Source organism: Rhodococcus sp. 077-4 (assembly GCF_047782425.1).
In the GTDB taxonomy this organism is placed as follows: Bacteria; Actinomycetota; Actinomycetes; order Mycobacteriales; family Mycobacteriaceae; genus Rhodococcoides.
Genome location: NZ_JAJPWC010000002.1, coordinates 902,544 through 915,344, shown reverse-complemented (window position 1 = coordinate 915,344; position 12,801 = coordinate 902,544). Strand labels below are relative to the sequence as shown.

General features: G+C 65.3%; 12 protein-coding genes. 4 read left to right on the top strand and 8 right to left on the bottom strand.

Annotated elements, in window-relative coordinates:
* Position 1: 1 nt before the first annotated feature.
* The 6 genes from rbfA to rimP form a co-directional block, all read right to left on the bottom strand.
* Positions 2-502: a 30S ribosome-binding factor RbfA gene (gene rbfA / locus ACNEOT_RS13540; RefSeq protein ID WP_415975153.1), complete on the bottom strand. Its 501-nt coding sequence runs from the start codon at positions 500-502 to the stop codon at positions 2-4.
* 102 nt (positions 503-604) lie between these two features.
* Positions 605-895, bottom strand: coding sequence for a DUF503 domain-containing protein (locus ACNEOT_RS13535; protein WP_415974534.1), 291 nt, complete (start codon positions 893-895; stop codon positions 605-607).
* A gap of 154 nt (positions 896-1,049) precedes the next feature.
* The gene (gene infB / locus ACNEOT_RS13530; RefSeq protein WP_415974533.1) at positions 1,050-3,947 is read right to left on the bottom strand and encodes a translation initiation factor IF-2; all 2,898 of its coding nucleotides are present in this window, start codon (positions 3,945-3,947) and stop codon (positions 1,050-1,052) included.
* A gap of 97 nt (positions 3,948-4,044) precedes the next feature.
* Positions 4,045-4,377 (bottom strand): YlxR family protein, encoded by a 333-nt coding sequence (locus tag ACNEOT_RS13525; protein WP_415974532.1) that lies wholly within the window; start codon positions 4,375-4,377, stop codon positions 4,045-4,047.
* A gap of 96 nt (positions 4,378-4,473) precedes the next feature.
* A complete protein-coding gene (nusA, locus tag ACNEOT_RS13520; RefSeq protein WP_415974531.1) occupies positions 4,474-5,481 on the bottom strand; it encodes a transcription termination factor NusA in 1,008 nt (335 codons plus the stop codon).
* Positions 5,478-6,053, bottom strand: coding sequence for a ribosome maturation factor RimP (gene rimP / locus ACNEOT_RS13515; protein ID WP_415974530.1), 576 nt, complete (start codon positions 6,051-6,053; stop codon positions 5,478-5,480). The genes nusA and rimP overlap by 4 nt, the downstream gene beginning before the upstream one ends.
* Positions 6,054-6,236: 183 nt before the next feature.
* On the opposite strand from rimP, the gene ACNEOT_RS13510 reads away from it, so the two are divergent.
* Together ACNEOT_RS13510 and ACNEOT_RS13505 are read left to right on the top strand one after the other, a co-directional pair.
* Positions 6,237-6,740 carry a hypothetical protein gene (locus ACNEOT_RS13510; RefSeq protein WP_415974529.1) on the top strand — a complete coding sequence of 168 codons (504 nt, stop codon included), beginning with the start codon at positions 6,237-6,239 and terminating at the stop codon, positions 6,738-6,740.
* Positions 6,737-7,177, top strand: a complete 441-nt coding sequence (locus tag ACNEOT_RS13505; protein ID WP_415974528.1) for a ferritin-like domain-containing protein — start codon at positions 6,737-6,739, stop codon at positions 7,175-7,177. Before ACNEOT_RS13510 ends, ACNEOT_RS13505 begins: the two co-directional genes overlap by 4 nt.
* Before the next feature lie 37 nt (positions 7,178-7,214).
* Here ACNEOT_RS13505 and ACNEOT_RS13500 read toward each other — a convergent pair whose 3' ends face one another.
* A complete protein-coding gene (locus tag ACNEOT_RS13500; RefSeq protein ID WP_415974527.1) occupies positions 7,215-8,954 on the bottom strand; it encodes an acyl-CoA dehydrogenase family protein in 1,740 nt (579 codons plus the stop codon).
* 60 nt (positions 8,955-9,014) lie between these two features.
* Positions 9,015-10,766, bottom strand: coding sequence for a proline--tRNA ligase (locus ACNEOT_RS13495; RefSeq protein WP_415974526.1), 1,752 nt, complete (start codon positions 10,764-10,766; stop codon positions 9,015-9,017).
* Positions 10,767-10,835: 69 nt separating this feature from the next.
* Between ACNEOT_RS13495 and yaaA the strand changes: the two genes are divergently transcribed.
* Together yaaA and ACNEOT_RS13485 are read left to right on the top strand one after the other, a co-directional pair.
* On the top strand, positions 10,836-11,579 hold the full coding sequence (gene yaaA, locus ACNEOT_RS13490) for a peroxide stress protein YaaA (protein WP_415975151.1): 744 nt from the start codon (positions 10,836-10,838) through the stop codon (positions 11,577-11,579).
* Positions 11,576-12,787 (top strand): DUF2786 domain-containing protein, encoded by a 1,212-nt coding sequence (locus tag ACNEOT_RS13485; protein ID WP_415974525.1) that lies wholly within the window; start codon positions 11,576-11,578, stop codon positions 12,785-12,787. The genes yaaA and ACNEOT_RS13485 overlap by 4 nt, the downstream gene beginning before the upstream one ends.
* Positions 12,788-12,801 lie beyond the last annotated feature (14 nt).

Below are 12,801 nucleotides of genomic sequence, written 5' to 3'. Positions count from 1 at the left end.
GTCAGTCGGCTTCGGCGGGCTCGACGTCTGCAGGAGTGGAGCCTGCGGAATGACCATCCAAGTCTGCGATCTCGCGTGGGGCTTTGTACGGATCCGGGTCTCCGGCGGGCTTGGCGTTCGCACGGGCACGGGCGAGCTCCTCGTCGGCCAGTCGGGCGCGTTCGAGGAGATCTTCCATGTGGCGTGCGGTGTCGGGCACGGTGTCGGTCACGAACGTCAGTGTCGGCGTGTACCGCACGCCCGTTCCGGCTCCCACCTTCGAACGCAGCACACCCTTGGCCTTCTCCAGTCCTGCCGCGGCAGCCTGCAGATCGGGCGGCGTATCGAGGTCTTCGCCCATGACGGTGTAGTACACCGTGGCGTCGTGCAGGTCGGCTGTCACCTTCGTGTCGGTGATGGTCACGAATGCCAGCCGTGGATCCTTGATTTCGTGATCGATCGCCGTTGCAACGATGGCGGCGATTCGCTTGGACAACTTACGAGCCCTGGCCTGATCCACCACGACAATCACACTCCTCTTTCATGGCCGAACGTCGATTCTGTACGACGCGTCGACGGTTGTGCACTTCATGTCTGCCGAACAGTGCTCGGCAGACTTCCCGAGTCAATCCTCGGGTCCGAAAATTCTTCGGCGTACTGCCAACAGTTCCAGATCATGGCGTTCGGCGACATGCCGCTCGCACTCGTCCAGCTTGTCGTGCAGTAGATCGACGTCGGTACCGGCTGCGGCGACACCCAACAGGGATCGCCGAATACGTTCTCGCTCACCGGTTTCCGCAGCCGAGACTCCCAGCCTGTGCAGATCACCGAGAACCGGTTCCACCATCGACCGCTTCTCGGCGAGCGAGCGCACGTCCCCCAACAACACGTCCAACTCCAGAGCACCCAGATACACGCTGACGTCCTTCGATCAGCTTCGACGACAAAGCCGGTGGCGGTACAGCTGTCGTACCACCACCGGCTCGAAAGTCGGAGCGCAGTGTCACTCCCCTGGCTTCACCACCGAGCCGACGCGACCGGATGCGGAGCCGAACGGCTCCGCATCGGTTCTAGTCGCGCGGCTTTTCACGGAGTTCGTACGCCTCGATGACATCGCCCACCTTGATGTCGGAGTACGTCACCGTCAAACCACACTCGTATCCCTCACGAACCTCCGTCGCGTCGTCCTTCTCACGGCGGAGCGAGGAGATCGTGACGGTTTCCGCGACAACGGCGCTGTCTCGGATGAGTCGCGCCTTGGCGTTGCGACGGATCGTACCGGAGGTGACGAGGCAACCCGCGATGTTTCCGACCTTGGAGGAACGGAACAGCGCGCGGATCTCGGCCTGCCCGAGGGCGACCTCCTCGTACACCGGCTTGAGCATGCCCTTGAGGGCCTTCTCGATCTCGTCGATGGCCTGGTAGATCACCGAGTAGTACCGGATGTCGACGCCTTCGCGGTTGGCCAGCTCGGTGGCCTTGCCTTCCGCGCGAACGTTGAAGCCGATGATGATCGCGTTGGATGCCGACGCCAGGTTGACGTTGGTCTCCGTGACGCCACCGACACCGCGGTCGATGACACGCAACTCGACCTCGTCGTCGATCTCGATACCGAGCAGCGCCTCTTCGAGGGCTTCCACGGTTCCCGAGTTGTCACCCTTGAGGATCAAGTTGAGCTGCGAAGTCTCCTTCAGAGCTGCATCGAGATCGTCGAGGCTGATGCGCTTGCGGCTCTTGGCTGCCAGAGCATTGCGCTTGCGCGCATTTCGACGGTCGGCGATCTGACGGGCGATCCGGTCCTCGTCGACGACAAGCAGGTTGTCGCCTGCACCGGGCACCGACGTGAAGCCGATGACCTGCACGGGACGGGACGGCATCGCTTCGGTGACGTCCTCGCCGTGCTCGTCGACCATCCGGCGCACGCGTCCGTACGCGTCACCGGCGACGATCGAGTCACCGACGCGCAATGTTCCGCGGGCGATGAGCACGGTCGCGACCGGGCCACGACCACGGTCGAGGTGCGCCTCGATGGCGACACCCTGAGCGTCCATGTCCGGGTTTGCGCGCAGATCGAGCGAGGCGTCGGCCGTCAGCAGCACCGCTTCGAGAAGGGCATCGATGTTGGTGCCCTGCTTGGCGGAGATGTCGACGAACATCGTCTCGCCGCCGTACTCCTCGGCGACCAGACCGTACTCGGTGAGCTGCTGCCGGATCTTGTCCGGGTTCGCGCCCTCCTTGTCGATCTTGTTGACCGCGACCACGATCGGCACATCGGCCGCCTGCGCGTGGTTGATGGCCTCCACCGTCTGCGGCATGACGCCGTCGTCGGCTGCGACCACCAGGATCGCGAGGTCGGTGGCCTTGGCACCGCGGGCACGCATGGCCGTGAAGGCCTCGTGACCGGGGGTGTCGATGAACGTCACGAGACGCTCGTTGCCCTCGAGCGTGGTCAGCACCTGGTAGGCACCGATGTGCTGCGTGATTCCGCCGGCCTCGCCTTCGCGCACCGTGGTGTTGCGAATCGAGTCGAGCAGTCGCGTCTTACCGTGGTCGACGTGGCCCATGACAGTGACCACCGGGGGACGCTGTTCAAGGTCGTCCTCGCCGCCGGCGTCCTCGCCGTAGGTGAGGTCGAACGAGTCGAGCAGTTCGCGATCCTCGTCCTCGGGGCTGACGACCTGGACCACGTAGTTCATCTCGCCGCCGAGAAGCTCCAGCGTCTCGTCGTTGACCGACTGCGTCGCTGTGACCATCTCACCGAGGTTGAACAATGCCTGGACCAGTGCGGCCGGGTTGGCGTCGATCTTGTCCGCGAAGTCCGACAGCGATGCACCGCGAGCGAGACGAATGGTCTCACCGTTGCCGCGGGGCAGCCTGACGCCGCCGACTGCGGGTGCCTGCATGCTCTCGTACTCGGCGCGTTTCGCCCGCTTCGACTTACGGCCGCGACGGACTGCTCCGCCGGGACGACCGAAGGCACCTGCTGCAGCTCCGCGCTGACCGGGGCGTCCGCCGCCGCCGGGACGGCCACGGAAACCACCTGCGGGAGCGCCGCCTGCGGGGGCACCACCGGGAGCACCGGGAGCGCCGCCACCACGGTAGCCACCGCCACCGGCACCGCCGCCGGGACGACCACCCGGAGCGCCGCCGGGACGACCGGGGCGTCCTGCCGCTGGGCTCGGACGTGCCGAACGGGTCGGCATCGCACCGGGATTCGGGCGAGGAGGCATCGAGCCGGGGCTCGGACGAGGTCCGGCCTGGCCTGGAGCGGGACGAGGCCCACCCTGTCCGGGAGCCGGACGAGCGCCACCGGACGGTGCGGCGGGACGAGGCCCACCCTGTCCGGGAGCGGGGCGTCCGCCACCGGGGCGGGGTGCACCGGGAGCAGGCCGGGGAGCCGGCCGTTCCACGGGAGCCGAGGAGTACGGGTTGTTCCCGACACGCGGGGCCTTGGGTCCGGGCTTGGGGCCGGGACCTGCCGGCTTGGGCGCGGCCGGAGCCGATGCCGTCTCACCGGTGCCTGCCGAAGCGGCCGGAGCCTGCTCGACGGGGGCAGCGGGCGCTGCGGGCGGCGGGGTGGGTGCAGCCGGGGTCGGTGCGGCCGCCGGGGTCGGTGCGGCCGGAGCTGCCTCGACCGGAGCTTGTGCTGCGGGTGCTTCCGGCTCTGCAGCGCGGGGTGCCGGCTTGGGGCCGGGGCGGGGTCCGCCCGGCTTGGCCGCGCCCGGCTTCGCGGAGCTGCTCGCTGCGCGGTCGGCCGCTGCGCGACCGTTGGGTGCCGGTGCGGTTGCTGCCGACGCATCCGAAGTTTCGGACGGGAAGGATTCACGCAGTCGACGAGCCACGGGGGCCTCGACTGTGGATGATGCGGATTTGACGAACTCGCCTTGCTCTTTGAGCCGTGCGAGTAGTTCCTTACTGGTGACACCGAGTTCTTTGGCCAACTCGTGCACGCGGGCCTTGCCTGCCACTGCTCTCCTCACTGAGAGGCCGAGCGAGGCTTGGTGCCCGCACGACCTCGGGTTATCTCCGATGGACGTTCATCGTTGGTGCTTCACGGTGTGCTCATCAGTGCTGTTGCCTGTTCTTGTCGACGGGTGTTGCTCTTGTCGTGTTGTCGTCGTGCAGCTGCTCGTACTCGTCGAGCACGATTGCCACTGCGGACGATTCCACATTTCCCGATATCCGAAACGCACGACCGAAGGCTCGGCGTCGCTCCGCATTGTGCAGGCATTCTCGGCTGTAGTGCAACCACGCACCACGACCGGTCATCGAATGCCGGACGTCGGGGACGAGAGCGAATTCGTGCGAACCAGCTTCTCGAACCACGATCCTCAACAGATCGGCGGCCGGCACTCGCTCCCTGCACCCGATACATGTACGAATCGGCCGGCTTGTCACAACCGGATACTCGCGTTCATGTCTCGTGGCAACGAGGTCGTTACCGGACCATCGACCACTCTACCGCTGTATTGCCCCGAACTCCGCATTCCGGCCCTACGCGCTGGTCGTCTCGGGTGCCGCCGCATCGCTGCGGATGTCGATGCGCCAACCGGTCAGTCGAGCGGCCAGTCTGGCGTTCTGCCCTTCCTTGCCGATCGCCAGCGAAAGTTGGTACTCGGGAACGACGACGCGGGCAGCGCGAGCAGCCGCGTCGACGACGGTCACCGAGACGACCTTCGACGGGGACAGCGCATTCCCGACGAACGTGGCCGGGTCCTCGTCGAAGTCGATGATGTCGATCTTCTCGCCGGCCAGTTCGCTCATCACGTTGCGCACTCGCTGACCCATCGGACCGATGCAGGCACCCTTGGCATTGAGACCCGACACCGTCGAAGCGACGGCAATTTTCGACCGGTGGCCCGATTCACGCGCGACCGCCACGATGTCGACCGATCCGTCGGCGATCTCCGGGACCTCGAGGGCGAACAGCTTGCGTACCAGGTTCGGATGGGTACGCGACAGGGTGATCTGCGGACCGCGATTACCTCGGGCGACACCGACGACGTAGCACTTGATGCGCTCCCCGTGCTCGTAGCTCTCACCGGGCACCTGCTCGGCGGGCGGCAACAGCCCGTCGGCTCCGTTGGCATCACTACCGATGCGGACGATCACGGTGCCCTTGGCGTTGGCGCGGGTGTCGCGCTGAATGACGCCGTTGACGATCTCTCCCTCGTGAGTGGAGTACTCGCCGAACGATCGCTCGTGCTCGGCGTCGCGCAGTCGCTGCAGAATGACCTGCCGCGCGGTCGTGGCCGCGATGCGTCCGAAGCCCTCGGGGGTGTCGTCCCATTCGGAGATCAGGTTGCCGTCTGGGTCGAGCTCCTTGGCCATGACGCGAACGGATCCGGTCTTACGATCGACGTCGATCCACGCGTTGGACTGGTGCCCCTCGGTGTGCCGGTAGGCCGTCAGCAATGCGGTCTGAATCGTCGAGATCACCATCTCGATCGGAATTCCCTTGTCTGCCTCGATGGCCCGCAATGCGGCAATATCGATATTCACTTGTCCGACCCTTCTTCCGGTGCTTCCACATCCACGATCTCATCGGTGTTCGCAGGCGAGGGCCGGCTGCCGACCACTCCACCCGCCAGGTCCATCTCCTCGGCGCTCGGCCGCGAGAACTCCACCTGCACAACAGCTTTCACAACCTCCGGCAGCGCAACCGACCGAGTCGACAGCACGCCCTTCTCCTTGATCACCACGGTGACCGAATCGCCGTCGAGCACCCCGACGCGCCCGTCGAACTTGCCGTCGGCGAGTTCGATGCGCACCTTCCGCCCGCGGGCCCGACGCCAATGCCGGGACTCGGTCAGCGGGCGGTCGATTCCTGGGGTGGTGACCTCCAGCGTGTAGGGAGCTTCACCGAAATCTGTCACGGCATCGAAAGCATCGGAGATGTCGCGGCTCAGTTCCGGGAGCGCGTCGAGGTCGATTCCCTCTTCGCGATCGACCATGATCCGCACTGCGCTGTGCTTACCTGCGGCCACCACGTTCACGTCTTCGAGGTCGTAACCCCGTTCTCGTACGAGGTCGGCGAGTAGTTCGACAACCCTTTCCTTGGACGGAACAGGCATGTCGCGAACTCCTCGTGTGTAGTTGTGGGCGATCCGGCGAGCGGCAGCCGGACTGCGTTTGGTGAACCAACAGCCTACCGCCCCGCAGGTAGTGCTCGTGACCACCGTTGTTTCACACCACGGCTGTCGACGCGACACGCGGGCTCGGCGCGCACGAAGCCTTCGGTCTGGCACGATATCGGGGTGCCCACGCCGACAGTCCACTTCGCGCTCAGTCGCCGCGGGTTGTTCCGACTCGCCGGTGCCGCCGCCCTGTCCGCGGCCACCGTGTCGACCGTCGCGGCCTGTGGTCAGGAGGAGATATCCGGGCCTGCCCTCGATACCCTCACCTCGCAGTTGCGCGCTGCACGCGCCGATGCAGCCGATGCCACCGCGGCCGCCACCGTGATTCCCGACTACGCAGTTGCCCTCGGCATCGTTGCGGGGCAGAGAACCGAGCACGCCGACGCGCTCGATACCGAGATCGCCCGCGCTACCGGCGCATCGACGCAGACGTCGTCGTTGCCGGCCACCACGACGGTCGCACCCACGACCCCACCGCCCGATCTCGCCGCCGTACGGGAGAGGCTCACCGCGTCCGCTCGCAGTGCAGCAGATGCCGCTCGCAACGAAAGCGGTTACCGAGCAGGCCTTCTCGGTTCCATCAGTGCCTCGTGCACGGTCTCGACCATGGTGGTCCTGGCGTGAGCGATCTCGGTCCGGAACAGCAAGGCCTCGTCGACGCACTGCACGCCGAGTACGCAGCGGTGTTCGCCTACGGCGTCGTCGCTGCGTTCTCCAATCCCTCGCGGGCCGAGGTGGTGGCGTCGAACACCGCAGCCCACCGCGCGCGCCGGGACTCGACGATCGACGCACTTCAGGCGGCCAGTGTCGATGTGCCGCTACCGGATCCGGCGTATGCGTCGCCGTTCCCGGTGACCGATGCGATTTCGGCCGCGCAGTTGGCTGCGCAGGCCGAACTCGATACCAGCGTCGCGTGGCGTTCCCTGATCGAACGCAGTAGGTCCGGTGCCACTCGCGACATGGGGGTACAGGCGCTGACCGACGCAGCGGTACGGCTCGCGACGTGGCAGCAGATCCTGGGTGTCAGTCCGTCGTCGACCGCATTTCCCGGCCAACCGTGACGGCGTCCGGCGGATCGTCGGCAGGTCGCGTCACAGACTAGGGACGCATCTCGTATCTGCCGTCGTAGGAAACGACCTCGTTCCAGACCGTCTCGAAACGACCCGCATCGACCACGGGCTTGCGGATCGCGTCCAGGGCCCACTTCTGTTGCGCTGCAGACGACGATGGCTTCCCGTACAGCGCGACGGCATAGCCGGAGAAGTCTCTGATCTGGAAGTCGAAGATCTGGTCCAACATCTCGGGCGAGATGTCGTCGGCTTGTTCGAGCACCAGATGGCCGTAGACGACGAGTGAGAACAGGTGCCCCACCACGAGAAGGAAATCGAGATCCTTCTGCTGCGATTCGTCGGGCGCGCACTCGGCGAGAAATGACCTGAACGCCTGTGCCTGCTCGTAGAACCGTCCGATGTTGGGGATTCCGGAATGCTTCTGGTACACCGGATTCCAATCGTGGAACCGCACCGAGCTCGCACCTCTGGCCGGGCCTTGAGCGAAGAAGAAACTGTCGTCGACCGGCTCGGTCCGAGTGCCGACGTCGGGGTAGTCGGTGGGCGAGAACATGTACGCCGGCATGAATTTGAGCATCAGCGCCACGTTGACGTGCACTGTGCCCTCCAGCTTCGGCAGTGTTCCGATCAGCTGGGCGGCTTCACGGAAGTACGTGTTCTTCTCGTATCCCTTGGCCGCGATGACGTCGTGCAACAGACGCACGACCGTTTCGCCCTCGGACGTGACCTTCGCCTTGGTCATCGGATTGAACAGCAGGTAACGCCGGTCTTCGGGTCCCGCGGCACGGAAGTAGTCCAGCGCCCGCGCGCTGAACATCTTCATGGCGATCAGCCGGGAGTACGCGTCGACGAATGCACTGCGGACGTGTGGGAAGTCGGTGACGCGATTGCCGTACAGAATTCTGTTGTTCGCGTGTGTGATCGCCTCGTAGAACGCGTGCTCACAGATTCCGATGGATCCGGTGCACAGGTTGAACTTTCCGACGTTGACCGTGTTGAGAGCGGCCGAGAACGCGTCGGCACCGGTGTGCAGGATGTCCTGTTGCCGGACGGGGTAGTTCTCGAGCGCGAACGTGCTGACGTACATCTGTCCGTGGACGACGCTCTCGCGGAGCCGATAGGCCGGGTGCGCACTGTCGGCCACGAAGAAGACGTACGAATCGGGTCCTTCGACGTCGGTGCGTCGGCCGAACACCGAGACCATGCCGGCAACGTTGCCGTTTCCGATGTAGTACTTCTCCCCCGACGCGGTGAATGCGAGTTCGGAGTCCTCGGACTCGGGCGTCAACAGCATGTCGGTGGAGTAGACGTCGGCACCGTGCGCGCGCTCGGACAGTCCGAATGCCATGACGCCGCCGCCGTCCAGCGACCGGGCGGCCAGACGCTTGGCGTCGTCGTTGGCACTCATCCAGATGGGGCCCAGACCCAGCACGGTGACCTGCCAGGTGTACCAGTACGCCAGACCGTAGAAACCCAGAATCTCGCTCAGCGCAGCATTTCGAGCGGCGTCCCACCGCGTGTTCGGCGATCCGTCCGCATACGCGGCGGGCGTGGAGAAGGTTGCGAAAAGTTTCTGCTCGGCGACGAACTCGACGAAGTCCGCGGGCCAGACTGCGTCGAGGTCGTCGGCAAGCAGTCGGCCCTTGCCTCGGCTCTCGAACCACTCGATCAAAGCCCGCAGCTGTCGACGAGAGTCGTCGTCGAGCTCGGCCGGATCGAAGGTTGTGGGATCGAACAGCGCGTAGTGAGACACGGCATGACCTCTCATAGTCGTTGACCCGAAGCTACCAGCGGGTAATCGACCGCGCAGACGGATCGCGAGACTCTTCTACGGCGTGTGCCGCACAGCCTTCACGATCTCCTCGACCGCCGAGTCGACGTCCAGTTCGCGACTCTCGCCGGTGAATCGATCACGAATCTCGACCTTGCCGTCGGCCCAGCCGCGGCCGATGACGACCACCAGCGGAACTCCGATCAGCTCCGAGTCCTTGAACTTCACTCCCGGCGAGGCCTTGCGATCGTCGAACAGGACCTCGATGCCTTGCGTATCGAGCTGTGTCGCAATCGATTCCGCGCCCTCGCGAGCGGCGTCGTCCTTGTTGGCGATCACCAGGTGGACATCGGCGGGCGCGACCTCCGCCGGCCACCGCAGACCCTTGTCGTCGTGCATCTGCTCGGCGATCACGGCGACCAGACGCGAGACGCCGACGCCGTAGGAACCCTGCGTCAGGCGAACCGGCTTACCGGTCTCGCCGAGAACGTCGACCGAGAACGCATCGGTGTACTTGTAGCCGAGCTGGAAGATGTGCCCGATCTCGATTCCGCGAGCACTGACGAGCGGCCCACGACCGTCGGGAGACATGTCGCCGTCACGCACCTCGGCTGCTTCGATGGTGCCGTCGGGAACGAAATCGCGACCGGCGACGAGGTTCACCACGTGCTTGCCCTTGACGTCAGCGCCGGTGATCCACGACGTTCCATCGACAACTCGCGGGTCGACGAGGTAGCGAACTCCGTTGGCCTGCAACGCACGTGGACCGATGTACCCCTTGACGAGGAACGGATTGGCAGCGAAGTCGGCGTCGGTCAGCAGAGCGAACTCGGCAGGCTCGAGGGATGCCTCGAGGCGCTTCTCGTCCACCTCGCGGTCACCGGGCAGGCCGACGGCGAGCAGTTCCCACTCCCCCTCCGCGTTGCGGACTTTGAGCAAGATGTTCTTGAGCGTGTCCGCGCCGGTGACGGTGCGTCCGAGATCCACGGAGTTGGCCCACTCGACGAGCGTCGCGATGGTGGGGGTGTTGCCTGTCTCGTAGTCGACTGCTGCCGGCTGACCCTCGATCGCGATGGGTTCGGGTGCGGGGGTCGTGACGGCCTCGACGTTGGCCGCGTATCCCGATTCGATACACCGCACGTAGGTGTCCTCACCGATGTCGCTCTCGGCCAGGAATTCCTCGGAAGCACTGCCGCCCATGGCACCGGATGTCGCGGCGACGATGACGTAGGTGACGCCGAGGCGGGCGAAGATGCGCTGATACGCCTCGCGGTGGGCGGCGTAGGACTTCTTCAGTCCGTCCTCGTCCATGTCGAAGGAGTACGAGTCCTTCATCACGAATTCGCGGCCGCGCAGGATGCCGGCGCGGGGCCGTTCCTCGTCGCGGTACTTGGTCTGAATCTGGTACAGCGTGACCGGCAGATCCTTGTACGAGTTGTATTCGGCCTTGACCGTCAGCGCGAACAGCTCTTCGTGAGTGGGCCCCAGGAGCATGTCGTTGCCCTTGCGGTCCTGCAGCCGGAACAGCGCGTCGCCGTATTCGGTCCACCGATTGGTGGTCTCGTACGGCTCGCGTGGCAGCAGTGCAGGCAGAGAGATCTCCTGCGCACCGATCGCGTTCATCTCCTCGCGCACCACGCGCTCGACCTGACGCAGCACCCGCAGACCCAGCGGCAGCCAGGAGTAGACGCCCGGAGCGATACGACGGACGTAACCGGCGCGGACCAACAGCTTGTGGCTGTCGACCTCGGCGTCGGCCGGGTCGTCGCGAAGGGTACGGAGGAACAACTGCGAAAGACGGGTGATCACGGGTTGTCAGACTAGTCGCTGACGCGGCACCTGTGAGCAGGCGGTCGTGCAGTGAGTAGCCTCGAGCCCGTGCTGATTCTGCTGCCTCCCTCCGAGACGAAGTCCGACGGCGGTTCCGGAGCACCTCTCGATCTGGACCGTCTGTCGTTGCCTTCGCTCTTGCCACTTCGCAGAAAGCTGGCCGATGCGCTGGTCGAGCTGTCCTCCGACGTCGATGCCTCGACCACCGCGCTCGGCCTCGGCCCCACCCAGGTCGACGAGATCGAACGCAATGCTCGGTTGTGGACCTCACCCACCACTCCTGCTCTGAAGCGCTATACCGGGGTCCTCTACGACGCCCTCGACGCGGCGTCGTTCACCCGAGCAGGCCGCGCACGAGCGGACGCGAGGCTGTGGATCGGTTCGGCGCTGTTCGGGGCCGTCCGCGCCTCGGACCCGATTCCGTCCTACCGACTGTCCGGCGGATCGACCATTCCCGACTTCGGCACGCTGCGATCACACTGGAAGCCGGAACTCTCCGATGCCATCGACGCCGAGGACGAAGGCATCGTCGTCGACCTCCGATCCGGCACCTACCAACAACTCGGTCCCATTCCGGGCGCGATCACCGCTACCGTGCTCACCGAGAAGCCCGATGGCAGCCGATCGGTGGTGAGCCACTTCAACAAGCATCACAAGGGACTGCTCGCACGCGCGTTGACCCTGACCACCGCAGAGCCGAAGGACGTGAAAGCCGTTGCGCGCGTAGCATCCAAGGCCGGACTGCGCGTGGAAGTGGCGTCGAGCACCGAATTGATCGTGTTGACCGAATGAACGACATTCCCGGACTGCTTCGCCGCGGTGCCGACGCCTCGGTCGGCAAGACCAAGAGCCAACGCGTCGCCGACGACGTCGCCGATCGGCTGGTGTCGATGAATGCGACCGAACTCGGCTCTCGGGCGCTGACGAACATGATCGAGACGCTGTACGAAAACGGCTGGCAGCCCATGGATCTGCTGCATGTCGTCCGGCGTCAGCAGCCGGTGGCCGTAGGCACCCTCGCTGCTGCGGTTCTGCTGCATCAGGCCGATCTCACCGATGCCGACTCACGGGCACCGCAGGACTGGGTGGACCAGATGTCCACGATCTGCGAGCAGTTCCCCAAGGTTGCTGCGCGGGTCGAGGCCACACCGGACTTCCTGACGGCATACCTGACCTCGTCAGGTAAATCGGATTACATTGCCGCCAGCGATCAGTGGCTCGATGTACTCACCTTGCTCGGTGCCTGGCAGACACTCCCCCGCTGGCCTGCGCTCGGCGCGAAGCCGTCTCAGTGGCCGCGCTCTCGTCCCACGGTGACCGGTGTCGCCGGCTCCGACGCGCCGAACACCAAGATGCTGACCAAGATTCGCGGTCTGCTGGCCAAGGCCGACGCCACGGATTTCGAGGAGGAAGCCGAGACGCTGACGGCCAAGGCCCAGGAGTTGATGACGCGCTACTCCATCGACACCATGCTGCTCTCGCAGGGACACATCGACATTGCGGGCCGACGCGTCCATGTCGACGGCCCACACGCCCCCGCCAAGGCGCAGTTGCTGCACGTCGTCGGAACCGCCAACCGAGTCAAGGCCATCTGGGACTCGGAGTTCGCCGTCGCCACCCTGGTCGGAGCTCCGGTGGACGTGGAACAGACCGAACTGCTGTTCACCTCTCTACTGGTTCAGGCAACCCGCGCGCTCGGCCATTCGCCGGAGGCGAAGAAACGCAAGAAGGCCGGTTCGGCGGCGTTCGGCAAGGCGTTCCTCTATGCCTATGCCGTCCGCATCGGAGACCGACTGACCGATGCCGACGCACAGGTGCTCGACGAAGCAAGCCACGAAACGGGCGACCTGCTACCGATTCTCGCGGCTCAGACCGTCGCTGTGGAAGCCGAGTTCGATCGACTGTTCCCGACGGCGAAGCCGATGCGCGGGCCACGCCTGGACGCCGAAGGATGGGATTCGGGGCAGGCCGCGGCGGATCGAGCGGATCTGTCCCGCTGAAACATTCCTTTCGG

What these genes read in the sequence shown, in the direction of transcription:
- ACNEOT_RS13500 (WP_415974527.1), bottom strand. Translation starts at nt 8,954, where the DNA reads ATGAGAGGTCATGCCGTGTCTCACTACGCGCTGTTCGATCCCACAACC.
- ACNEOT_RS13485 (WP_415974525.1), top strand. Translation starts at nt 11,576, where the DNA reads ATGAACGACATTCCCGGACTGCTTCGCCGCGGTGCCGACGCCTCGGTC.
- rimP (WP_415974530.1), bottom strand. Translation starts at nt 6,053, where the DNA reads ATGCCTGTTCCGTCCAAGGAAAGGGTTGTCGAACTACTCGCCGACCTC.